This is a genomic window from Gordonia sp. AC31, assembly GCF_031844505.1.
Lineage (GTDB): Bacteria > Actinomycetota > Actinomycetes > Mycobacteriales > Mycobacteriaceae > Gordonia > Gordonia hongkongensis.
This window is the reverse complement of the sequence record NZ_JAUZVK010000005.1, coordinates 82,044-105,711: the sequence shown is the minus strand read 5'-3', so window position 1 is coordinate 105,711 and position 23,668 is coordinate 82,044. Positions and strand designations below refer to the sequence as shown.

Genomic DNA, 23,668 nt, shown 5'->3' with positions numbered 1-23,668 from the left:
CGCGTCTCATGTCCAGACGGCGCGTGCCCCGCTCTCGCCGATGCGGTACACCATGATCACCGACACCACGCCCACGACGACGAGCAGCGCGCCGAGAGCGATGACGACGGGTCGGCTCGTCGGGATCGTCGTTCTGGACACCCTCGTGCGGACGGCGGTGAGCAACCGGTCGTCGTGCACAGCCCACCACAGCACGGTCAGGGCGAAGAGAGGTCCGACCCAGTAGATCAGCTGGTCACCGAGGCCTGCATGACGTTCGACCGCCGCACTCGCGGGCACCTGTTCCTCCAGCGATTCGCCCGCGGAGGTGGTCAGCGGGACCGCGACGAGGGTGCCCAGCGCGACGAGCGGGGTGAGGATGCCGAGCCGACGACGCGCGGCCGGCCACACCACACCTGCGATCGCCATCAGTGCGGTCAGGGGAACGAGGACCACGACCAGGTGCACGAGGAGTGGGTGAAGGGGGAGCCCGTTGATGGTGTCCACACCGTGAACCTAGCTCGGCCGAGTTGAAGGGCTGCTGAATGCGGAACACCCCGCGGGCAACGGGCCCGCGGGGTGTTCTGTGTTGTGACGGCCGTGGCTGATCAGGCTAGATCGAACCGATCGTTGTTCGAGACCTTCACCCACGCCTTGACGAAGTCGTTGACGAAGCGCTCCGCCGAGTCGTCCTGCGCGTAGACCTCGGAGAGTGCGCGCAGCTGCGAGTGCGAGCCGAACACGAGGTCGGCAGCCGTTGCCGTCCACTTCTTCTCGCCGGTGGCGCGGTCGGTTCCCTCGTAGACGTTCTCGTCGGAACCGCTCTTCCACTCGGTGTTCATGTCGATGATGTTGCGGAAGAAGTCCGTCGACAGGACGCCGGGCCGGTCGGTGAACACGCCGTGCTTGCTGCCACCGTAATTGGTGTCGAGCACGCGGAGACCACCGACGAGGACGGTCAGCTCCGGCGCGGTGAGGTCCAGCATGTAGGCACGGTCGAGGAGCAGCGACTCCAGCGGAGTCTTCTCGCCGTCCTTGCTGAAGTTGCGGAACCCGTCGGCGCGCGGTTCGAGGACCTCGAACGAGTCGACGTCGGTGCTCTCCTGCGAGGCGTCCGTACGGCCGGGGGTGAACGGCACGGTGACCGGGAAACCGGCTGCCTCGGCGGCCTTCTCGATCGCCGCCGCACCGCCGAGGATGATGATGTCGGCGAGCGAGACCTTCTTGCCGCCCGATGCCGAGTCGTTGAAGTCCTTCTGGACCTGCTCGAGTACCGGCAGCACCTTGGCGAGTTCACCGGGCTCGTTGATCTCCCAGTTCTTCTGCGGCTCGAGACGGATGCGCGCGCCGTTGGCACCGCCCCGCTTGTCGGTGCTGCGGAAGCTGGCCGCCGACGCCCACGCGGTCTTGATGAGCTGCGTCGGGGACAGCGCGTCGAGCAACGTGCCCTTGAGAGAGGCAATGTCGTCGGCGTCGATCAGTTCGTGATCGACCGCGGGCACCGGGTCCTGCCAGATCTGCGGCTCGGGAACCCACGGGCCGAGGTAACGGCTGACCGGACCCATGTCGCGGTGCAGCAGCTTGTACCACGCCTTGGCGAAGGCCTCGGCGAGCTCCTCGGGATGGTCGAGCCACCGACGGGTGATGTCGGCGTAGATCGGCGACTCACGCAGCGCGACGTCGGTCACCAGCATCGTGGGGGCGCGACCGGGACCGCCGAACGGATCGGGGATCGTGCCCGCTCCCGCACCGTCTTTCGCGACGTACTGCCAGGCCCCCGCGGGGCTCTTGGTGAGCTCCCACTCGTAACCGTAGAGGTTCTGGAGGAACCCGTTGCCCCACTGGGTCGGGGTGGACGTCCAGACGACCTCGAGACCACTGGTGATCGTGTCCTCGGCCTTGCCCTTGCCGTAACCCGACTTCCAGCCCAGCCCCTGCTGCTCGATCGGGGCGCCCTCGGGCTCGGGCCCAATCAGGTCGGCGTCGCCGGCGCCGTGGGTCTTGCCGAAGCTGTGGCCGCCGATGATGAGTGCGGCCGTCTCCTCGTCGTTCATCGCCATGCGACCGAAGGTCTCGCGGATGTCCTCGGCGGCGGCGATTGGGTCCGGCTTGCCTTCGGGGCCTTCGGGATTGACGTAGATGAGACCCATCGTGGTGGCGCCGAGGGGCTGGGCGAGCTCACGTTCGCCGGAGTAGCGCTTGTCGGTGCCGAGCCAGGCGTCTTCCGGGCCCCAGAACACCTCCTCGGGCTCCCAGATGTCCTCGCGGCCGAAGCCGAAGCCGAAGGTCTTGAAGCCCATGGACTCCAGTGCGACGTTGCCCGCGAACACCAGCAGGTCGGCCCAGGAAAGCTTGGTGCCGTACTTCTGCTTGATGGGCCAGAGCAGACGACGGGCCTTGTCCAGGTTGGCGTTGTCCGGCCAGCTGTTCAGCGGGGCGAACCGCTGAGCGCCCTGACCGCCGCCACCGCGGCCGTCGAAGATGCGGTAGGTACCGGCGGCGTGCCAGCTCATACGGATGAACAGGCCACCGTAGTGGCCGTAGTCGGCGGGCCACCAGTCCTGCGACGTCGTCATCAGCGAGACCAGGTCGGCCTTCAGGGCCTCGACGTCGAGCTTCTCGAATTCCGTTGCGTAGTCGAAGTCCTCACCGAGCGGGTTGGACAGCGAGGAATGGGCGTGCAGGATCGAGAGGTCGATCTGCTCGGGCCACCAGTCCTTGTTGGTCAGCGGCGCATGCGCTTTCGGCTTCGGCGAGGGGATCGCCGGGTTCTCGCTCTCGCTGGCACTTGCGGTGTCGGCGTCGGAGTTGGGCGGGCGGCTGTCGGAGGTCACGACATTCCTTTCGAGGGGACTGACAGGCTGCGATCACGGGAGGTGATCAGGTCGGGGCCTTGCTGAGGCAATCGGGGCACAGGCCCCAGAAGATGACCTCGGCCTCGTCGAGTGCGAAACCGTGGTCTTCCGAGGGGGTCAGGCATGGGGCTTCCCCGATTGCACAATCCACGTCGGCGATGACACCGCAGGCGCGGCAGACGACGTGGTGGTGATTGTCTCCGGTGCGAAACTCGTAGCGCGACACCGAACCCGAGGGTTGGATGCGGCGGATGAGCCCGCGCTCGGTCAGGGCGTGCAGCACATCGTAGACGGCCTGACGTGAGACGGTGGGCAGGGTTTCGCGTACCGCGTGATAGATGGTGTCCGTGTCGGCATGCGGGTGCTTGTCGACGGCGGCCATCACCGTCACCCGAGGCTGGGTGACACGAAGATCTGCGGCCCGGAGTTGCTGGGCATGGTCCGATGTCGATGCCACGTCCCCCACCATAGGGGTGTCACCGCCACTTCGCACGGTTTTTCTGGATCTGATCCAAATTCGTACAGGAGTGGGTGGGGCCGGCGCCAGTTGTCGTGTGTCGTTGCGGCTGGCGCCACGTTTCGCGACATCTGTAGATGCTTCCGACAGGCCGACGGCCGCCATCGGGTCGATGGCGGCCGTCGGGGTCGGTCGGTCCGGCAGATCAGCTGTCGATGCCGACCAGGTCCTTGGCGATCTCGGCGAAGCGGATCTCGATCGCGGAGACCACGCGCTGGCGGTTCTTGTGTGCCTCCTCGTAGGCGAGGGTGACCCGCAGGTCGGCCGGCTTGGTCAACTCCTTGACCGCGGCCACCGCGTCGGTGACGTTGAGGTCGACATAACCCTCGATCGGGAGGTCTTCCGCCTCAACGGTTCCGGTGATCTCGCGGAGCTGGTGGAGCGCGTCGGCGGCACCCTCGGCGCCGCTGTCACGGGCGCTGTCCTCGACTGCCCCGAGTGCGGCGTCACGACCGGCGGCCACGGTCTTCGACACCGCGGCACCGGCGTTGCCGACGGCGTCACCGGCTCGCGAGGCGGTCTCGGTCGCGTCGTCGACTGCTCGTCCGAACCGGCTGCGCAGGGTCTCCACGGGGTCGGGGAGCTGGCGGGCGAACTCGGCGGTGCGGTCGATCGCCCACGATGCGCCGAGCGCCGGGGCGGTCAAGGCGCGCGCGGCGAGGCCGCTCGCCCACTGCGACGGGCCGCGACGCAGGGCGGCCGGGCCGCCGAGAGCCTCTTCGGCGAGAACCGTCGTGAGCCAGTGGACGGTCGCCGTGTGGGCATCGATGAGCTTGTCGGCCAAGCCGACGAGTGCCTGGTCCTCCTGGCCGGTGGCAAGGGCCTTGAGATATGTGGCGCGTGCCACGAGTCGCTGCTCTAGTGCAAGGTCGTCGAGCAGGGCCTCGTCGAGCGGTTGAGTCTGCTCGGCCAATGTCTTGGCCACGGCACCGACACGGCCGAGTACCGGCCGGACGACATCGACGAGTCCGCCGCGGTCACGCAGGGCGTTCTCGATGGTGAGTGCGCGCTCGCGGGCGTTCTCGGCGTTCTGGGCCAGTTCCTTGCGGATCGCATCGGTTCGGGCCTGGGCCTGCCGGGTCTCGGCGATCTGGATCTCGGTGTGCGTCAACGCGAGGATCGCGCGAAGTTGCTGGTGAACGGTGGTGGTGGAAACGGTCATCGGTTCTTGCTCCCCTCTTGAACGGGTTGGATCGGCTACACCCCGAGTGTTGCCACGACGACGGCAGATGTAACACCCCGGTGTGAATCAACCCGGCACGCGGACTCGAAAACGTTGAGCCACAGCGGGTTCTACGTATTGTGAGGCGCGTCACAACAGCCGATGGGGCGTGCGCTCTGACTGTTTGCGGAGATTTGTGTGGTAGTGGGCCTACGTCGGGCCCGGCCGGACCGTACGTCGAGGTTTGGATTCGCCCTCGTCACGGGTACCTCGCGGCGATGGACCCGGAGCGGAGTGTTCGCCAGGCGGACCCCGACCTGGGATCCGGAGTGACGATCGCGCAGATCGCCGACCACCTCGACACCGCCATCCTCGGCGACCTCACAGCCGGGTCGACGGTGGTCCGCGACATCGACGACGATTCCCGCACGATCCGTCCCGGGGACGCGTATCTGGCCATCCCGGGCCGCCGCTGGCACGGACTCGACTTCGAGCGGGACGTGGCCGCGGCCGGTGCCGTCCTCGTGATCAGCGACCGCCCGTCGTCGGTCCTGCCTTCTCTGGTCGTCGACGAACCTCGCCGCATCATGGGGCCGCTGACCTCGTGGTTCCACGGTGAACCGTCACGTGATCTGCGGATCTTCGGTGTCACCGGCACGAACGGCAAGACCAGCACGACCCACTTCGTCGATGCGGCCCTCGCGGCGACGGGGGAGGCGGGCGGGCTCATCTCCGGTGCGCGGATCCGGGCCCCGGGTACGACGTCGTCCCCGCCCGCACGACACCGGAGGCGCCCATGCTGCAGCGGACCCTGGCGACCTTCCGACGCCACGGCGTCACCTGCTGCGCGATGGAGGTCTCCTCGCATGCGATCGATCAGGGAAGGGTCGACGGCATCGCATTCCGCGTGATGGCGTTCACCAACCTGTCCGACGACCATCTCGACTATCACGAGTCGATGGAGGGCTACTTCGCGACCAAGGCCGCGATGTTCACGCCTGAGCGGACGCAGATCGCAGTGGTCGACATCGACGACCACTGGGGTGTGCGTCTGGCTGCCGGGACCACGACGGAGACCTGGACGTGCTCGACTCGCCGCACGGACGCCGACGTCGTCGCCACCGACATCCGGGCCGGGCGTCTCGGCGCCGAGTTCACCGTCCACACGCCACACGGGCGATCCCGCGTCGGGCTGCAGGTGCTGGGGCCTCACCAGGTCGGCAACGCTCTACTGGCGCTCACCGCCGTGGTGGCAGACGGCGTCGACCTCGCCGCTGCGACCGAGGGCGTCTCCTCGGTGACCGGCATCGCCGGACGGTGCGAACCCGTGCATGCCGGACAGCCGTATCGCGCGATCGTGGACTACATGCACAACACGGCGGGACAACACGCGATGTTCCCCGGGACAGGTCGCGGCGCGTTACGCGGACGTCGTGATCGTCACCGACGAGAGCCCCGAGGACGAGGACCCCGGCGAGATCAGGGCCAGTGTGCTGCGCGGCGCGCACCGGGAAGCGTCGGCGGTCGTCATCGAGAAACCCGACCGGCGGAGCGCATTCTCGACGGCCACGTCCATGGCCGGTGACCGCGACGTGGTCGTGATCACCGGCCGGGGCAGCGACACCTTCCGCAGGTACGGGACCGAGACGTCGTTCTTCGACAATCACACCGAGTTACGGCGCGCGGTCCTCGACACGTCGAACTGAACGGGCGATCACTTCTTGCCGGACAGAACGGCGTCGCGGGCCGCGGCGGCCGCATGGAGCTCGCGCTGATACAGGATTCCGTAGGTGAAACCGTTCTCGCCCTTGCGGATTCCCGCGGCAGCGCCCAGTTCCCGCAGGGCGCGGGCGGCAACGGCGGCATCCTGGTGTTCCCCCAGGACGGTCTGGATCTTCTTGTAGCGCTTGGCCTGCGCACGACCGATCGACCCGACGACGGGCGTGGCCAGCTCACCGGCGTAACGGGCCCGCTTGGCCGCCTTGCGCGCCCGATGCAGATCTTCTCCGTGCCCGGAGGCGAGGGCTTGCTCCAACCGCTTGTCCGCCTTGCGCGCCGCGCGGGTGGCGATCTGACGGACCTGCTTCTTCGAGATCTGGTCGTCGACGAGCGGGACTGCCTCGTTCCAGGTCGTGAGGGTCGACAGCAGCCGACGATACCGGTCCGATGTCATCTCGGCGGCGACGTTCTCTCGATGGTGATGCTGCTGAGCGGAGAGTTCCTCCTCGATCCGGGCCGCCACCGGTCCGAGCACCAGCTCGTCGGGCAGTTCGGCGAGGGCAGTGGCGAATCGTGCGCGCAGGACCTCCCGGTCGCGCACCTCGCCGAGAACCCCTGCGAACCACCGCAGTTCGTCGTCGAGTCCCACGAGGTCGCTCGGCTCGAACAGCGGTGCCGCGGTCCGCAGCGTGCTCCGGAGACGGCGGATGGCGACGCGAACGCCGTGCACCGGGTTCTCACCGCGACGCAGCGCGACATCGCCGGCGAAGATGGTCGCGATCTGCTCGTGTACGTAGTCCAGTGCGGCAGCAGCGGCCGGCGACGCCGAGCCGGCTCGGTGCGGTGCCTCGTGACCGATGGCGCGCTCGTACGTCGACGACGCCGACGCCGGACGCGCGCCGGCCCCGACCACCCGTTTGCGTACACCCTTGGGCACCGCATCCGACGACGCGGAGCGCACCGCGACCTCGCGCCAGGACGTGGCGGTGGCGACCGGGCCGGCGGAGGTGGCGGAGACGGTGTCGTCGATCACCTCGTAATCCGTCTCACCGTTCGCGTCGAGATGGCGGTGGCGGGTTCGGTGCGTGTGGACGATCGCCGCGACGCGAAGCGGTTTGCCGCCGCTCAGCCCCCAGAGGGCATCGGCGATCGTCGGCGGAACGGCCGTCGAGGGGGCGTCGATTCGTTCGGTGATGACCTCACCGGGGGAGGGGGTGACGACCCGCCAGCCGGCCGGACGCTCGTCCCCGTCGTCCCCGTCGACGTAGACGACCGTGGTGCCGTGCGCGAGCAGGTCCCGGTCCTCGGTGTCGTAGTACGTGTCGCTGAAATCCGTCGACGTGATCTCGACGTCGCCGGGGTCTCCGAGGTCGGGGATGGCGCTGTCCAGACCGAAATCCCAAGTGTCCGCGCGGGTGGTGTCGGTGTGCACTCCTCGCTCCTCACTCTCGCTGTGTCGCTGACACACCGAGGGTGTCCGAATCGGACATTCGGTAAACGTCGCGGAGCGGAACGATCGCCCTACGAGCGGTGGTAGACGCCGTCCTCGGAACGCGTGACCTGGCCGTGGCGCAGGAGCCGTTCGAGGTGGAGTTCGGCTGTCCGTTTCTCCACCGCGTCGACGAAGGGCAGCTGGACATGCGAGCGATACACCAGCCGCTCGGTGGCGATCCCCTCGACCGTGAGCGGGCGGCGCAGCAACTCCAGCAGGCGCTCCTCGCGTCGATGGATGACGGCCTCGTAGTCGGAGAGCCGGGACTGGAATTCGTCGGCGCCGGTGACCACGCCCTTCTGGTGGAAGGTGCCGTACCAGCGGGCGTCGATGTCGCGCACTCGCGCGATCGACGCGAGGTAGTCGTCGACGCTGCTTCCCAGGTCGCCGTACATGGGCCCGAACGAGGTGAGGTCGATGTCGGCGAGATACAGGAAGCCGGTGGGCTCGACGAGTACACCCGAGTGTCCGGCGGTGTGCCCGGGCAGGTGCACGACCGTCGCGGTGACATCGCCCAGTTCGAAGACGTGCCCGTCATCGACTCCGATGGCGTCGGGAAAGCCGGGTGGCAGGTCGAATGTGTCCCCGATCTGCGCGTCGACGCCGGCCCGCTGCTCGTCGGTCAAGCCGTAGTTGTCGAGCAGGACCTGCAGGGACCGGACACCGCCGACGTCGGAGGTATGCGCGAACTTGTCCGCGACGAAGTGCCGGAGACCGGCGATGTGGTCTTCATGCGCGTGGCTGACCATCACCGCATCGGGTCCGACGGGGTCGTGATCGACTTCGAGGGACGGGTCGATCACCAGGGTCCCGGCGGTGCCGCGTACGACGACGGTGTTGCCGTAGGGAAAGGCGCCGCCGTGCGACGAGGCCAGCACGGTCACCTCGTCGTAGCGGTTCTCGATGAAACTCGGTGCGAGGGTCACGTCGTCTGCGTACCCCGGCGTGGGAATGCTGTCAACGGCGGGGTTCGTCGACGGAGTCATCCCGCGCGCCGGTCACCGCGCGGAGCCACAGCGGCACGATCAGCCACGCGAGGGAGAACGTCACGAGGGTGACGATGCCCGCGATCGCCGACGGAACCGGTCCGGCGGTCGCCCCGAAGACGACGGTGACCGCACCGGACAGCGCCAGGCCGAGCAGGGTGAGGCCGGCGAAAGCCAGGTAATGCGCGTAGGTGACGATCAGCGCGAGCTGGTGCTGACGGAACAGGGCCCGGTGCAGCGCCACGGGCGCCGCCAGGAGGATCGCGGCGCCCACCGCGCACGACACCGTGATAGGTAGATCACTCGCAACGTGCCGCCGAGCTCTTCGAAACCGTCATGGAAGGGCAGCGTGAGTAGGAATCCGGTGAGGATCTGCACGCCGGTCTGCACGACCCGCAATTCCTGCAGCAGCGAATTCCAGTTGCGATCCAGGCGTTGGGTTTCCGTTTCGTCGCGCTGGGCGTGATTCCACGCGGCGTCGCCGGAGCCGGGTCTGGTGGGGTCGAGGTCCGACGGGCTGGTCATTTGCTCATCGTCGCACCACGGGGTCTCGTCGAGCGGTGCGGTGGAGTCTCGAAGCGGTTACTGCTATACGCCCTTCCACGGAGCTGAGGTGGACGAGATTTCCGCAACCCACCGAACGGTTGACCAAGCACCACCGGCGAACTGCGAGAAGCCCGATGTGGCCTGGCGCGCACGGCGTAACGGGAGGACGATCGGACCATGGCCACGTCGATGGACGAGTTCACGATGTCCCAGCTGGGATCACTGCGCTGGGCGGACATGCGGCGACGGGTGCGCGCGCTGGTCGACGGAGAAGTTGTCGTCGACTCCGCGAGGGCCATCCAGGTGTGGGAGCCCTACCGGGTGGTCGGATGCTACGCGGTGCCCGTCTCCGATGTCGTTGCGCCGCTGACCGATGCACAGTCAGTCGACGCCGCCGACGACCACGGGCCGATCCTCACACCGGTCGATCCCTTCGACGTGCACACGACGCCCGGTACGACCTGCGACATCGCGGCAGGCGAACGGACGCTGGCCGGCGCCGCGTTCCGTCCGGACGATGCCGATCTCGCCGGCCACGTCCTGCTGGACTGGTCGTCCTTCGACGAGTGGCGCGAGGAGGACCAGAAGGCGATCGGCCACCCGCATGATCCGTTCCAGCGCATCGACTGCCTCGACACCGGCAGACATGTCGTGGTGACGGTGGGAGGTTCGGTCCTGGCGGACAGCCGACGCCCGACCCTGCTGCTCGAAACCCATCTGCCGCCCCGACACTATCTGCCGCGCGAGGACGTCCGGATGGATCTGCTCGTGCCGTCGGACACGGTCACGGTGTGCGCGTACAAGGGCGAGGCGACCTACTGGTCGGCCGTCGTCGGCGACGAGGTCATCCCCGACGTGGCATGGACCTACACCGATCCGCTCACCGACGCCGAGCCCGTCCGGGACCTCATCTGCTTCTACGACGAGCGTGTCGATCTGGCCGTCGAAAGGTGAACAGCCGAAACCGAATCGGACCTCTCGACGGTCAGAGTTCACCGTCGTAGCGGTCCAGCCCGGAACCGCTCGCCTTCTTGCTGCGTCCGGTCGGCGCCTCCTTGGCGCTGCGCACCCACTTCCCGGTGCGGTCGAGAGTGGGCATCCGCTCGGAGAAGAATTTGCTGTAGCGCGTTGTCCCGTCGACCTTCAGCACACCGTCCTGGACGTCGATGTGTGCGACCGTCGCCCAGAACGAGTTCTTGCCGTTGCCGACATGGATGAGGATCTCGTCGCTGTCCCGCCCGGGCAGACCGTCCTTGCCCGGTCTGCCGTATCGGATCGCCACTCTGGGCCTGCCGAACTTGTCGATGGCGCCGGCCCCGTTGTCGACGGATTGGTAGACGTTGACGAGGAGATCGCCGTTCTCCTTCGGCAGGACCGTGACCTGCTCGACGGCGGGCTTGTTGCCTCGCCCTGGACCGCGGCTGTCACCATGGTGCTCGATGAAGGGCCAACTGCGCAGGTCGCCCCGGTGCCCCTTCTCGCCGCTGATGACCACGTACTGATGCGCGACTTCGTCGCGGCAGAAGAAGTACACGTCGAGGTCGCCCTTCCCGTACTTCGTCACCCGACCGTCGGCCGCGTACTCCGCGCCCCGCCCGTCCCATTCGAGGCCCACGGTCAGAACCCAGTCCGACGCTCCCTTGCGCAGGTCGATCGACGCGGTCTTGTCGCGGGAGTCCTTCGTGATGGAGACCTTGACCTTGGTCATGTTGACCGGCGGTGACCCCGAAACCTGTTGGGGCCCAGTGTTTACTGGGGCGGCGCCTGCCGACGAAGCGACGCGCTCGGGCTGTTGCTCCGGCTCGTCGTCGACGGTGATCCCGAAGTCGGTGGCGAATGCCGCCAGCCCCTGGCTGTAGCCCTGCCCGATGGCGTCGAGCTTCCACTGTCCGTTCCGGCGGTAGAACCCCACCAGCTGCAGGACGGTCTCGGTTCCGGGATCCGGTGGCGTGAACGTCCACGTGCCCGAACCAGAGATGGTCACCGTCAGCGAACCGATCTGTTCGAATGTCTTGTGCTGCGCCTCGGTACTCGCCGCGACGACGATCCGCTCGACGTCGGCGGGCACCGACGTCAGGTCGACTGCACACGAAGTCGACCCTCGGAGCCGAACGCCAGAGGAAGCCGGGTTGTTGAAGAAGATCAGGTCGTCGTCGGTGCGGACCCGGTCGCCGGCCGTCAGGAGCACGGCGATGAGGTCGACGTCGTCGGGCGACGCGCTCGCGAACTCGACGAGGTGCGCGGTCGTGCTCAGGGTGGTCTTGGAGCCCTTGGTGAGCTCGTGCACAACTACTCCTCGGGGTAGTGGCCGGACAGCAACGATGGTAAGCGAGGTGCCGCCACCGGGCGCGCCGTCGACCGACGTGGACCGCGGTCTGTCGGCTGTCGGAATGACGCACCGGCACAACGCTTGTCCGGTGCGAAGGCCGGAGCGCAGCTCAGCGCAGTGAATACCGGATCGGCAGGTGTTTGAGACCGCCGACGAACACTGTTGCGGCCAGTTCTGGCGTCCCGCCCAGTTCGATGGAGTCGAGCCGCGGGATCAGTTCGGCGAAGAAGCTCCGCATCTCCATCCGGGCCAGAGCGGCGCCGAGACAGAAGTGGACGCCGTAGCCGAACGACAGATGCTTGTTGGGGAACCGGCCGATGTCGAAGGTGAACGGGTCGTCGAAGACCTCCTCGTCCCGATTGCCCGAAGTGTAGGCGAGATAGACGGATTCGCCCTTGGCGATGGGCACACCTCGCACCGAGGTGTCCTCGGCAGCGGTGCGCATGAACTCCTTGACCGGTGTGGTCCACCGGATCATCTCCTCGACCGCGGTCCCCACGAGTTCGGGCTCGCGTCGAAGTCGTTCGAGTTCACCGGGGTTCTCGATGAGCGCCCGGAGGCCGCCGGAGATGGCGTCCTTGGTGGTGTCGTGCCCGGCGCTGGCCACGATCACGTAGTACGACGCGGTGTCGACGTCGGACAGCGGTTCGCCGTCGACGAGGCCGTTGGCGATGGCGGACGCCAGGTCGTCGGTGGGGTGCGCGCGGCGTGATGCGGTGAGTTCGCTGAAGTACGCGAAGAAGTCGAGCAGCGTCGTCATCCGCTCCTCGAGCGTCGCGCCGCGCCGGTACTCGACGTCGTCGGCGCCGAACAGTTCCTGCGTGAGCTGGTGCATTCGCGGGAAGTCCTCCTCGGGGAGGCCCAGCAGCGACAGGATCACGTACAGCGGGAAGCCGACCGCGATCTCCTCGACGAAGTCGCACTCGGGTCCGATGTCGCGCATCCGGTCGACGTAGCGTTTCGCAAGCTCGTCGACGCGGGTCTGTAGGTCGCGCAGAGCTTTCGGACGGAACCAGTCGGCGCCGATGGCGCGGACCTTGCGGTGGTGCGGGTCGTCCATGTGGATAAGGGTGCGCAGTCCGGCACCGGACTCCAGCTGAGCACGTGCCACATCGTCGGCGGCGGCGGTGGTCAACACCGGACGCGGTTCGCTCAGCCACAGGTTGTTGTCGCGCTCGATGTCCATGATGTCGGCGTGCTTGGTGATCGCGAAGAACGGCCGGTAGGGGCCGTGGTCGACACGCGGTACCGGATTGTGTGCCCTCAGGTGGGCCATCGCGGCGTGCAGTCGCGGCTCGTCGGCGTAGGCCTTGGCGTCGGCGAAGACGTTGGCGGCGTCGTCGGTCATGCTCGTGTCCACGCTGCTTGTCGGCACCGTTGTCCTTCCGTCGAGGGTCGATCGCTGTCGAGTGTCCGGTATCGGCGGGTTTCAGACCGGCGTATTGGGGAACCCGGTCGCCCATCCGAGATGAGGCAGGCACCGAATGGCCGGCATGAGCACCCCTTCCGAGTCAGGCGAGGACGCGGCTGCGACGGCTCGATGCGACGGCGCGACGACGGCCGACGCCACCGGTGACTATCTGCCGATCGCCGACCACGGTGTCATCGGGGACCTGCGTACCGCGGCCGTCGTGGGAGTCGACGGGCGGATCGACTGGTTCTGTTGTCCGCGGTTCGACTCGCCGAGTGTGTTCGGTTCGTTGCTCGACGCCCGCCGCGGCGGTGCCTGGACCGTGGAACCCATCGACGGAGAGGTCACCACGCGGCAGTTCTACCTCCCCGACTCCAACGTGCTCGTCACCCGCTTCCTGAGCGAGGACGGTGTCGCCGAGGTCCAGGACCTCATGCCGATCGCGCGCCCGCACGATCCCGACCATCGCACGCGGATCATCCGTCGGGTCTCCTGCGTGCGCGGCTCCGTGGAGTTCCGCGTGACGGTTGCGCCGCGGTTCGATTACGGGCGCCAGGCGCACACCGTCGTCGTCGAGGACGAACGCCGACTCCGTTTCGAGACCGACGATCTGGTGTTGCATCTCGCGTCGACGGTCGATGTCGACACCGTCGACGACCGGGATGCACAGGCCCACTTCACCGTCGAGACCGGTCAGTGCGTGACCTTCGTCCTCGCCCCCGACCCCATCGGGTCCGACATGCTCGACCACGACAGTTCTCCCGCGGTCGTCGCCGCGACGGTCGCATTCTGGCAGGACTGGGTCTCGCGCTCCTCCTACACGGGCCGGTGGCGGGAGATGGTGCACCGGTCGGCGCTCACGCTCAAACTACTGACGCACGAACCGTCGGGGGCGGTGGTGTCCGCGGTGACCGCCGCGCTTCCCGAAGAGATCGGCGGCGAACGGAACTGGGACTACCGCTACGTGTGGATCCGCGATGCCGCCTTCACGCTCTACGCGCTACTGCGGCTGGGTTTCACCGACGAGGCGGGCGCCTTCATGGACTGGCTGACCTGCCGGTTCGACGATGGCGCCGACGAAGCGGGGGATCTGGGACCGCTGCGGTTGATGTACACCGTCGACGGGGATCCGCCGCCGAAGGAGACCGAACTCGACCACTGGGAGGGTTACCGGCAGACCTCGCCGGTGTTGGTCGGAAACGCCGCCGCCGACCAGCTCCAGCTGGACATCTACGGCGAGCTCATCGACTCGGTGTACCTGTACAACAAGTACGGACCGGGGATCTCCTACGGGTCCTGGACGCATCTGTGCACGGTGGCGGGATGGCTCGTCGACAACTGGGATCGTCCGGACCAGAGCATCTGGGAGGTGCGGAGCAAGCCGCAGGACTACGTCTACTCGCGAGTGATGTCGTGGGTGGCCCTCGAGCGGATGATCCGGATGAGTCGTCAGCGCGGTCTACCGGGCGACGTCGCCGGTTGGATGAAGGCCCGCGACGACATCTTCCTGCAGATCATGGAGCGGGGCTGGAACGACGACGTGGGGGCCTTCGTCCAGACGCTCGACTCCGATCGGCTCGACGCCGCGCTGTTGCTCATCCCCGCCGTGAAGTTGTTGTCGCCCACCGATGATCGGTTCCTCCGCACGCTCGAGCGGATCGAGGAAGAGCTCGTGAGCGACTCCCTGGTGTTCCGGTACGACACCGACGGCGGGCACGACGGCCTCGACGGCGCCGAGGGAACGTTCTCCCTGTGCTCGTTCTGGTACGTCGAAGCACTCACCCGGGTCGGCCGCCTGGCCGACGCCCGGCTGGCGCTGGAGAAGATGTTCACCCACGCCAATCACCTCGGACTCTATGCCGAACAGGTCGGACTCACCGGCGAACAACTGGGCAACATGCCGCAGGCGTTCACTCACCTCGCGCTGATCAGCGCGGCCATCAATCTCGACCGGCGCCTGGGCGATTGAACTGAGCGCTGCGGAATCTGGTTGTGGTTTGTGCCGGAAGCCGGGACAAACCACAACCGGATCTCATGTCCGCGTTCAGATCCAGCCGGACCCGCCGCACAGGTCGTCGGCGGCCGCAGGGCCGGTCGATCCGGCCGCATACGGTTGCGGTGCAGGCGGATTCGCCAGCACCGGTGCGGCCACCTCCCACACGTGGGCGAGACCGTCGGGCCGGGTGAACAGCGACCGATCGCCGCGCAGCACGTCGACGATGAGTCGGGCATAGGGCGACAGGCCGTCGGCCACCTCGTCGAGCTGTTCGGTCATGTGGGCGACGGAGAGGTCGGTGCCCGAACCCGGTTCCTTGACGGTGACCGCCAGATCGATGGCACCGTCGCCGGCCAGATCGAAGGTCAGCACGGTGCCGTCCTTCGGGGTATCGGTCAGCGGACCGTCGGCGGGGGAGCGGAACACGAGGCTGAGTCGTTGGGAGCTGTGGTCGAGCATCTTGCCGGTCCGCAGCAGGAACGGGACGCCGTGCCAGCGGTCGGTGTCGACCCACAGACGCACGGCCGCGAACGTCTCGGTGGTGGAGTCCGCGGGGATGCCGTCGGTGTCGCGGTACCCCTCGTACTGGCCGAAGACCACCTCGGTGGGGTCCAGCGGCCGGAACGCCGCGATGACCGACTCCCGCGCGTCGAGCAGGTCGTCGGCGCCGAGCGACACCGGGGGTTCCATCGCGACTTCGGCCGCCACCTGGAACAGGTGGGTGACGATCATGTCCAGGAATGCGCCGGTGGCGTCGTAGAACTCGGCGCGGTCGGCGATGTCGAGGGTTTCCGGGACGTCGATCTGGACTTCCGCCACGTGCTCGCGGTTCCACACTCCCGAGAACAACCCGTTGGCAAACCGGAGGACGTGCAGGTTCTGGGTGCTCTCCTTTCCCAGGAAGTGGTCGATCCGGTAGATCTGCTTCTCGTCCAGGGATTCGTGAACCGCCTCGTCGAGAGTCCGGAAGCCGTCGGGGGACGTTCCGAACGGCTTCTCGTAGACGACTCGGGATCCCTTCGCAAGATCGTGCGCGGCAATGGCTTTCGTGTAGTGGACGAAGGTGGTCGGTGGGAGGGCCAGATAGTGGACCAGTTGAGCACCGTCGCCGACGGCGTCACGGGCCGCGTCGATCACCTCTGGCAGACGGCCGGGGTCGTCGACGGTGAACCCGCCGCCGGCGAATCGGATGGTCTCGGCGAACGCTTCCCATTCGTCCGATGACACCGACCCGTCCGGACCGAACTCCTCGATGGCGTCCTTCACGTGCTGCCGGAACTCGTCGTCGGTCCGGTCGCCACGGCCGTTGCCGATCAGCTGCCAGCCGTCGGGGAGCAGGTCTCGGCGGTGGAGCTCGTACAGCGACGGCAGGACCATCCGCTTGGCGAGGTCGCCCGTCGACCCGAAGAGGATGAAGATCACCGGCCCGGTGGAGTTGTCTGTGGTCACTCAATCCATATTGCGCGAACAGATGTGCAGAGTGCGGGATGTGTGCTGGATTCCGTTACCGATCCCGCACTGCGGATGTCAGCGGATCCCTGCGCCGCCGGCCACTTCTAGTCCTGCGGAGGTCCGGGCAGGGGGAGCGCAGACACCACGGCAGGGCGTAACGCGACGGGAACGACGTACCTGTCGCCCTCGAGCGTCAGCCAGCCTTCGTCGATGTACAACTCGAGCCGACGATGGATTGCTTCGACGAAGAACTCGCTGAGTCCGAGCTTGGGGACCCAGGCGTCGATCTCGGCGATACTCAGCGGTGAATCGCCGAGTCCGCTGACGACCACGCCGATCACCGACGACGAGAAGTCGATGTCGGGGTTGTATTCCCGAGGAAAGCCGGACCGAACCCATGCGATGAGTCCCACCCGCAGCACGTCGATCCGGGGCTCTTCCCGCCACAGATGGGCGGCTCGCCCGGGACGTGCGCTCGAGGTGTTGGCTTCGACGATATCGAGGGCCTGGGCAAACTCCCACAGGTCATGCAACGACGCGACGTTGCTCATGCTCTTGACGTGAGCGGGGAAGTCGATGTCGAGCCGGCGGGCGAGGTCGCGGGCATCGGCCGGTTTGAGCCACCGACTCTGCGTGGTGGGGCGGTGCGGACCCAGCCAGTCCAACAGCTCGGTGACCCGCCGGAGGGGCCGCGTTTCCAGGAGGGCACCGCGCTCGGTGGCCTCGTCGACTTCCTCGATGGTTGTGGTCTGGAACTCGAGCCCGGCGGCAAGTGCGAACTGCTCGGCGGCGTAGGCCGATACGGATTCGGTGCCGAGCCACATGCCGGTCTCCATCAGGTAACGGCGCATCGTCTCGATCGCGATGGCGAGCGGTTTGGCGTCCTGCCCTTGATTCGAATCGATGTGGTTGAGCATCGACACCATGGCATCGACGTCGTCGGCAGTCCAGGAGAGCGGATCGAAACCGGGGTTCACCTGCTCAATGGCGTCGAGCACGATGAACGCGTACGCCCCGATGTGGGTGACCGCCTCCTCGTCGTCCGGGAAGACTTCGGCGCGGAGCCACGACTCGAATGCTTTGGGAGCTAGGTGTCGCGTTGCTGAACCGAAGAGCGGTACCACGTTTGAGTGGTTGCCGTTGCCGGACTCGTTTTTGCGCTTACGTTGGGCGCGGCGCTTCTTCTTGTCGCGTGAAAGCTGTGACATCAGGCTCAAGAATAGGCGCCCGACTTGTGCGTCGTTCAATACTGCGGATCGGTTTGTCGCGTTCCGGAGAGTCTGTGGCGTCGGGTTCCGAGCCTGGACGGCTGGAGGGCGGCGAATCGCCAGCCCGACATCCTGGAGCAAGTGGGCTATGTCACAAAAACTTCCGCCTTGAGCGGAATGCACTCAACTCTGTTGGCGTTGTAGACCGCGTATGGCTCATACTTGAGCCTGTTGGACTTAAGAGAAAGGTGCACGCGAGTGGACAGCTTCACCCCCACCACCAAGACGCAGCAAGCATTGAGTTCTGCTGTGCAGGCGGCGGCCAGTGCTGGCAACCCCGACGTGCGACCGGCCCACATCCTCGTGGCACTGCTCGATCAGTCCGACGGCATAGCGTCGCCGCTGCTCAAAGCGGTGGGCGTGGACCCGTCGAGCGTTCGTGCGCAGGCCCAGGCTCTGGTCGATCGCATGCCGACGGTGTCCGGCGCCAGCTCGACGCCTCAACTATCCCGCGAATCGATCGCGGCCGTCACCGCAGCTCAGCAGCTGGCCGGTGAACTCGACGACGAGTACGTCTCGACCGAGCACGTCGTCGTCGGCCTGGCGACCGGTGATTCCGACGTCGCCAAACTGCTGCACAACCTCGGTGCGACTCCGCAGGCCCTGCGCGAGGCGTTCGTCGCCGTGCGCGGCAGCGCACGGGTCACCTCCGAGGATCCCGAATCGACCTACCAGGCTCTCGAGAAGTACTCGACCGACCTGACCGCGGCCGCCCGGGAGGGCAAGCTCGACCCGGTCATCGGCCGCGACACCGAGATCCGGCGCGTCGTGCAGGTGCTCAGCCGGCGGACCAAGAACAACCCGGTCCTCATCGGTGAGCCCGGCGTCGGCAAGACCGCCATCGTCGAAGGTCTCGCGCAGCGCATCGTCGCCGGCGACGTGCCGGAGTCGTTGCGCAACAAGACCGTCATCTCCCTCGACATGGGTTCGATGGTCGCCGGTGCGAAGTACCGCGGCGAGTTCGAGGAGCGACTCAAGGCCGTGCTCGACGAGATCAAGGGTTCGGCCGGACAGGTCATCACCTTCATCGACGAGCTGCACACGATCGTCGGAGCCGGTGCGACAGGCGATTCCGCGATGGACGCCGGCAACATGATCAAGCCGATGCTCGCCCGTGGCGAGCTGCGGCTGGTCGGTGCCACCACCCTCGAGGAGTACCGCAAGTACATCGAGAAGGACGCCGCACTCGAGCGACGCTTCCAGCAGGTGTACGTCGGCGAGCCGTCGGTCGAAGACGCCATCGGCATCCTCCGCGGCCTGAAGGACCGGTACGAGGTGCACCACGGCGTGCGCATCACCGACTCCGCATTGGTCGCTGCCGCATCGCTTTCCGATCGCTACATCACCTCGCGGTTCCTGCCCGACAAGGCCATCGACCTCGTCGACGAGGCCGCGTCGCGGTTGCGGATGGAGATCGACTCGCGCCCCGTCGAGATCGACGAGGTCGAGCGGATCGTCCGCCGTCTCGAGGTCGAAGAGGTCGCCTTGCAGAAGGAGACCGACGCGGCGTCGAAGGAGCGGCTCGAGAAGCTGCGCGCCGAACTGGCCGACCAGAAGGAGAAGCTCAACGAGCTCTCCGCCCGGTGGCAGTCGGAGAAGACCGCGATCGACGCGGTCCGAGACCTCAAGGAGGAGCTGGAAAGGCTTCGCGGCGAGGCTGATCGCGCCGAGCGCGACGGTGATCTCGGACGCGCCGCCGAGCTGCGGTACGGCCGTGTCCCCGGACTGGAGAAGGAGCTCGAGGCCGCGATCGAGAAGACCGGCACGGATCCGTCGCAGGACGTGATGCTGCAGGAGGAGGTCGGACCCGACGACGTGGCCCAGGTCGTGTCGGCGTGGACCGGAATCCCGGCCGGACGCATGCTCGAAGGCGAGACCGCCAAGCTGCTGCGCATGGAAGAGGAACTGGGACATCGGGTCATCGGTCAGAAGGATGCGGTGCAGGCGGTGTCCGACGCGGTGCGTCGTGCCCGCGCGGGCGTCGCGGATCCGAACCGGCCGCTCGGCTCGTTCATGTTCCTCGGCCCCACCGGTGTCGGTAAGACCGAGCTCGCCAAGGCGCTCGCCGAGTTCCTGTTCGACGACGAGCGGGCAATGGTCCGCATCGACATGAGCGAGTACGGCGAGAAGCACAGCGTGGCACGGCTCGTCGGTGCTCCGCCCGGCTACGTCGGGTACGAGGCCGGCGGCCAGCTGACCGAGGCGGTGCGGCGTCGTCCGTACACGGTGGTCCTGTTCGACGAGATCGAGAAGGCCCACCCGGACGTGTTCGACGTGCTGCTGCAGGTGCTGGACGAAGGTCGCCTGACCGACGGCCAGGGCCGGACGGTGGACTTCCGCAACACCATCCTGATCCTCACCTCGAACCTCGGTGCGGGTGGCGACAAGGATCACGTCATGATGGCGGTGCGGTCGGCGTTCAAGCCGGAGTTCATCAACCGTCTCGACGACGTGGTGATCTTCGACGCCCTGAGCCCGGAGGAACTGGTGTCGATCGTCGACATCCAGCTCGGCCAGCTCAAGAAGCGCCTCGCACAGCGTCGCCTCGACCTCGAGGTGTCGCTCAAGGCCAAGGAATGGCTGGGCGCTCGCGGATTCGACCCGCTGTACGGTGCCCGCCCGCTGCGCCGCCTGGTGCAGCAAGCCATCGGTGACCAGCTCGCCAAGCAGCTGCTCGCCGGGGACATCCGGGACGGCGACGTGGTGCCGGTCAACGTCAGTGCCGACGGAGAATCGTTGGTACTCGGCTGAGTTCGTGAATGACAAGGGACCCATCCTTCGGGATGGGTCCCTTTGTCTGCGCCGGCTACGGATGTGGGAAGCGGTCGAGGTTGTCCTCTACCCACAGGCGCAATGCGTCCAGCGGCCCGGCGGCGTCCACCCCGAGTTCCGTCAGTTGGTATTCGACGTGCAGCGGGACCGCCGGATAGACGGTACGGGTCAGCATCCCGGCTGTCTCCAACCGACGCAGAGTCGCCGTGAGGACTTTGGGGCTGATCCCGTCCAGCCGCACGCGGAGCTCTCCGAAACGCATCGGTCGATCGCGTAGGGCGCCGATGACCAGGGCGCTCCACTTGTCGGCGAGAAGGTCGAGCATCCCTCGGCAGGGACACGACGCAGAGTAGGCGTCTCCGCGATGGGACGGCAGTGACATGGCGCTGGCCTCGATGCTCTCTATTGGATACTAGGAGCCCTTGCGGGTAACTGGGGTCGTGTGGATACCTTAGCGCCATGACACGAGAGATGACAGCCCTGGTCGCGGTCGCCGCGAACTCCGTCGAGGACCCGAGCGCGTTCGCCGAGACGACAATGCCGGTGCCGGCGCCCCGTCCGCACGATCTCCTCGTCGAGGTCCGCGCGGTCTCGGTCAACCCGGTGGACACCAAAGTGCGTGCAGGCCTGCGTGACTCCGATCCGCCGCGTGTTCTGGGATTCGACGCGGCGGGGATTGTCGTCGGGATCGGCGACGAGGTGTCGAGGTTTGCCGTCGGGGACGAGGTCTACTACGCCGGTTCGATCGATCGGCCGGGAACGAATGCCGAATTCCATCTTGTCGATGAGCGGATCGTCGGGCGCAAACCGTCGTCCCTCGACTTCGGCGCGGCTGCCGCACTGCCGTTGACCACGATCACTGCCTGGGAGTCGTTGTTCGAGAAGCTGCGGGTCGATTCCGCGGACTCGGGAACGATCGTCGTGGTGGCGGGTGCCGGGGGCGTCGGCTCGATGGTCATTCAGTTGGCCCGGACCCTGACTGATCTCACCGTGATCGCAACCGCGTCACGGCCTGAGTCGCAGGAATGGGCGCGAGGACTCGGTGCCCACCACGTCGTCGACCCGAGACGCCTGCGCGAGGACGTGCGGGCATACGCTCCGCGCGGTGTGGACTACATCTTCTCGCCCCACTCGTACGGAAATGTCGAGTCCTATGCCGACATCATGGGTGTACACGGTCAGGTCGTCGCCATCGACGAGCCGGAAGGTCTCGATACCCTCCCCCTGAAGCAGAAAAGCCAGAGTTGGCATTGGGAGTTGATGTTCTCCAAGCCGTTGTTCGCACCGGAAGACGACTCGCAACACCAGATCCTCGGCCGGGTCGCCGAACTCGTCGACGCCGGCAAGATCCGCAGCACTGTCAACCGTGAACTGGCTGGTTTCACGATCGAGAATCTTCGTACAGCGCACCGGGTCTCCGAATCCGGAGGGGCGATCGGCAAGGTGGTCCTCACGCGCTGACCAACGCGGATGAGCCGGCGAACTTCACGAGGTGGCGAGTAACTCCATGAGGTGTGCTTCGACGAGGGAGGGCCGGGGCGTGCGTGGTCCGGGTCGGGGTGGTCGGACGTCGATGACGTGGCTGATTTTCAGCCATGAACGGCGCGCGTCATGTGGGCGTGGCTCGTCGCCGGACGTGGTGCGTCCGTGGATCTCTCGCCGCACCTGTGCCAGGTGGGCCTGCAACCGCTTGGGTATGTCGGGTCGGCGGTTGATGTATTCGGGGTTGGGCGGGGCGCCGGGTTCGGCGTTCAATCGCCAGGCGCAGCGGCCTTCGTCTGGCCCGGACCGGACGATCCGGGTGGTGTACTGGCCGGGTTGGTCGCCGACCATGCGGTTGTGGCGGGGACAGGCGGGTGCGAGGTCATCGATGTCGGTGAGTCCGCCCTTGGCCCAGTCTCGTTCGGCGTGATGAAGCTCGACCTGGGTGGCGGGCTGATCGCACCCGGGAGCCGAGCACACTTCCCCATCGGGGCGGGCGAAGGAGACGAGGCGTTGTTCGCGGGTGGCCAAGCGTTTACCCCGCCCGAAGTGCAGCGGCACAGCGGTGGCGTCTTTGAAGATCGCCAACCACGGCTGGACGTCACCGGCCATCGCGATCAGGTCCCGGACGGGAAGCAGGGTGCCGGTGGCGGTGGTGGCGAGTCCGGCTTCGCGGACGAGGTCGGAGAGGTCGGTTTTGATGATCAGCTGCACGGGCAGGCCGCGATGCGAGGTGCCGAGTGTGCCGTCGGCGAAGCCTGCGGCCAGGGCGGCGTCGAGGGCGTCGTGATTCGTTTGGGCGAGAGTGCGACCGTCGCGGTCGGCTGCCGAGGCCAGGGCGTCGGGGTCGGCGGTGCCGGCCGGTCCGGACGGTGAGGCGGGGTCGTCGGGGTTGTTGAGTCCGGGTTTGCCCCACACGGCGAACATCATGGTGAGCCGGGCGGCGAGTGCGGGGGTCAGGGTGCCCGATACTTTGGCTGTCCCGTCGGCTCGTTGGCGGCCGATCCACAGGCCGCGGCGTCGTTTCTGGTCGGTGTCGTCGGTCAGTGTGCCGTCGGGGTCGAGGTGGGCGAGCAGGCGGGCACCGAGTTGGGTGATGTCGGCGGGGGTGTGGGCTTCGGCGATCTCGGCCATCTGTCGTTCGGCGGCGACCTTGATGTCGTGGTCGATGGTGCCGGGGATGCGGTCGAGGACGTCGAGGGTGGCTTGTACGTGGGCGGAGCCGACAGCTCCCGCGGCGAACGCCTCGGCGAGGCAGGGGTGTTCGGGTGGTAGGACCTCGCCGCCGAGGCTGGTGCGGGTGGCGGTGGCGTCCATCTGCTTACGGCGGCGCATCGGGTTCGAGACTCGTAGCCGGTGTGTCATGTACTGCATGAGGGTGCGGCAGCCGGCTTTTCGGGGCAGGTCGCGGGCCTCGACCTGATCGATCTGCCGGTCACCGGCAACGGTGAGTCGCGCGATGGCGCGTTCGGTGGCAGAGGCGACGTCGATCAGTTCTTCGTCGGTGCATGACGACAAGTCGACGGTCTGTAGTTCGTCGAGGTTCGAGTGTAGTTCGGCGACGAGTTCGGCCGCGCGGGACACGGGTGCGCCGTGGTCGGCGAGTGGTGCGGTGCTGGGCATGACGGTCACCTCCCCCGAGAACCGTTGCTGCGAATGTAGGTTCGAGTGTACACCAATCCAGACGTGTGGCAAGGCCAAA

General features: G+C 67.1%; 16 protein-coding genes and 2 pseudogenes. 5 read left to right on the top strand and 13 right to left on the bottom strand.

Going from position 1 to position 23,668, the window contains the following annotated elements; all coding sequences use genetic code 11:
• Positions 1 to 6 precede the first annotated feature (6 nt).
• From Q9R39_RS08040 to Q9R39_RS08025, 4 genes are all read right to left on the bottom strand, one after another.
• Positions 7 to 486 (bottom strand): DUF2231 domain-containing protein, encoded by a 480-nt coding sequence (locus Q9R39_RS08040; protein WP_058249782.1) that lies wholly within the window; start codon positions 484 to 486, stop codon positions 7 to 9.
• 101 nt (positions 487 to 587) lie between these two features.
• Positions 588 to 2,813, bottom strand: coding sequence for a catalase/peroxidase HPI (gene katG, locus Q9R39_RS08035; RefSeq protein ID WP_311277304.1), 2,226 nt, complete (start codon positions 2,811 to 2,813; stop codon positions 588 to 590).
• Positions 2,814 to 2,859: 46 nt separating this feature from the next.
• On the bottom strand, positions 2,860 to 3,303 hold the full coding sequence (locus tag Q9R39_RS08030) for a Fur family transcriptional regulator (RefSeq protein ID WP_058249784.1): 444 nt from the start codon (positions 3,301 to 3,303) through the stop codon (positions 2,860 to 2,862).
• Positions 3,304 to 3,496: 193 nt separating this feature from the next.
• Positions 3,497 to 4,513: a ferritin-like domain-containing protein gene (locus Q9R39_RS08025; RefSeq protein WP_311277303.1), complete on the bottom strand. Its 1,017-nt coding sequence runs from the start codon at positions 4,511 to 4,513 to the stop codon at positions 3,497 to 3,499.
• Positions 4,514 to 4,791: 278 nt separating this feature from the next.
• Here Q9R39_RS08025 and Q9R39_RS24740 point away from each other — a divergent pair.
• Positions 4,792 to 6,219, top strand: a pseudogene (locus tag Q9R39_RS24740) (Mur ligase family protein).
• 8 nt (positions 6,220 to 6,227) lie between these two features.
• On the opposite strand, the gene Q9R39_RS08005 reads toward Q9R39_RS24740, so the two are convergent.
• From Q9R39_RS08005 to Q9R39_RS07995, 3 genes and pseudogenes are all read right to left on the bottom strand, one after another.
• Positions 6,228 to 7,664: a CHAD domain-containing protein gene (locus Q9R39_RS08005; RefSeq protein WP_254859637.1), complete on the bottom strand. Its 1,437-nt coding sequence runs from the start codon at positions 7,662 to 7,664 to the stop codon at positions 6,228 to 6,230.
• A gap of 89 nt (positions 7,665 to 7,753) precedes the next feature.
• Positions 7,754 to 8,650, bottom strand: coding sequence for an MBL fold metallo-hydrolase (locus Q9R39_RS08000; protein WP_311277302.1), 897 nt, complete (start codon positions 8,648 to 8,650; stop codon positions 7,754 to 7,756).
• A 31-nt stretch (positions 8,651 to 8,681) separates the two neighbouring features.
• Positions 8,682 to 9,235: pseudogene (locus Q9R39_RS07995) on the bottom strand (DUF6328 family protein).
• A 198-nt stretch (positions 9,236 to 9,433) separates the two neighbouring features.
• Here Q9R39_RS07995 and Q9R39_RS07990 point away from each other — a divergent pair.
• On the top strand, positions 9,434 to 10,210 hold the full coding sequence (locus Q9R39_RS07990; protein WP_311277301.1) for a DUF427 domain-containing protein: 777 nt from the start codon (positions 9,434 to 9,436) through the stop codon (positions 10,208 to 10,210).
• Positions 10,211 to 10,241: 31 nt separating this feature from the next.
• Here Q9R39_RS07990 and Q9R39_RS07985 read toward each other — a convergent pair whose 3' ends face one another.
• Positions 10,242 to 11,543: a TerD family protein gene (locus Q9R39_RS07985; protein ID WP_078112704.1), complete on the bottom strand. Its 1,302-nt coding sequence runs from the start codon at positions 11,541 to 11,543 to the stop codon at positions 10,242 to 10,244.
• Positions 11,544 to 11,694: 151 nt separating this feature from the next.
• Complete coding sequence (locus Q9R39_RS07980; protein WP_078112758.1) at positions 11,695 to 12,933, bottom strand: cytochrome P450; 1,239 nt, start codon at positions 12,931 to 12,933, stop codon at positions 11,695 to 11,697.
• 136 nt (positions 12,934 to 13,069) lie between these two features.
• On the opposite strand from Q9R39_RS07980, the gene Q9R39_RS07975 reads away from it, so the two are divergent.
• The gene (locus Q9R39_RS07975; RefSeq protein ID WP_058249791.1) at positions 13,070 to 14,965 is read left to right on the top strand and encodes a glycoside hydrolase family 15 protein; all 1,896 of its coding nucleotides are present in this window, start codon (positions 13,070 to 13,072) and stop codon (positions 14,963 to 14,965) included.
• Positions 14,966 to 15,040: 75 nt separating this feature from the next.
• On the opposite strand, the gene Q9R39_RS07970 is transcribed toward Q9R39_RS07975, so the two are convergent.
• Together Q9R39_RS07970 and Q9R39_RS07965 are read right to left on the bottom strand one after the other, a co-directional pair.
• The gene (locus Q9R39_RS07970; RefSeq protein ID WP_078112703.1) at positions 15,041 to 16,441 is read right to left on the bottom strand and encodes a glucose-6-phosphate dehydrogenase (NADP(+)); all 1,401 of its coding nucleotides are present in this window, start codon (positions 16,439 to 16,441) and stop codon (positions 15,041 to 15,043) included.
• A gap of 107 nt (positions 16,442 to 16,548) precedes the next feature.
• Positions 16,549 to 17,652 (bottom strand): hypothetical protein, encoded by a 1,104-nt coding sequence (locus Q9R39_RS07965; protein ID WP_078112702.1) that lies wholly within the window; start codon positions 17,650 to 17,652, stop codon positions 16,549 to 16,551.
• 258 nt (positions 17,653 to 17,910) lie between these two features.
• Here Q9R39_RS07965 and clpB point away from each other — a divergent pair, with 258 nt between their 5' ends.
• Positions 17,911 to 20,463, top strand: a complete 2,553-nt coding sequence (clpB, locus tag Q9R39_RS07960; RefSeq protein ID WP_078112701.1) for an ATP-dependent chaperone ClpB — start codon at positions 17,911 to 17,913, stop codon at positions 20,461 to 20,463.
• Between the two features lie 55 nt (positions 20,464 to 20,518).
• Here clpB and Q9R39_RS07955 read toward each other — a convergent pair whose 3' ends face one another.
• The gene (locus Q9R39_RS07955) at positions 20,519 to 20,809 is read right to left on the bottom strand and encodes a helix-turn-helix domain-containing protein (protein ID WP_078112700.1); all 291 of its coding nucleotides are present in this window, start codon (positions 20,807 to 20,809) and stop codon (positions 20,519 to 20,521) included.
• Positions 20,810 to 20,943: 134 nt separating this feature from the next.
• On the opposite strand from Q9R39_RS07955, the gene Q9R39_RS07950 reads away from it, so the two are divergent.
• Entirely contained in the window at positions 20,944 to 21,945 is a 1,002-nt protein-coding gene (locus tag Q9R39_RS07950) for a zinc-binding alcohol dehydrogenase family protein (RefSeq protein WP_231742205.1), read from the top strand.
• Between the two features lie 24 nt (positions 21,946 to 21,969).
• On the opposite strand, the gene Q9R39_RS07945 is transcribed toward Q9R39_RS07950, so the two are convergent.
• Positions 21,970 to 23,589 (bottom strand): DUF222 domain-containing protein, encoded by a 1,620-nt coding sequence (locus Q9R39_RS07945; protein WP_311277300.1) that lies wholly within the window; start codon positions 23,587 to 23,589, stop codon positions 21,970 to 21,972.
• Positions 23,590 to 23,668 lie beyond the last annotated feature (79 nt).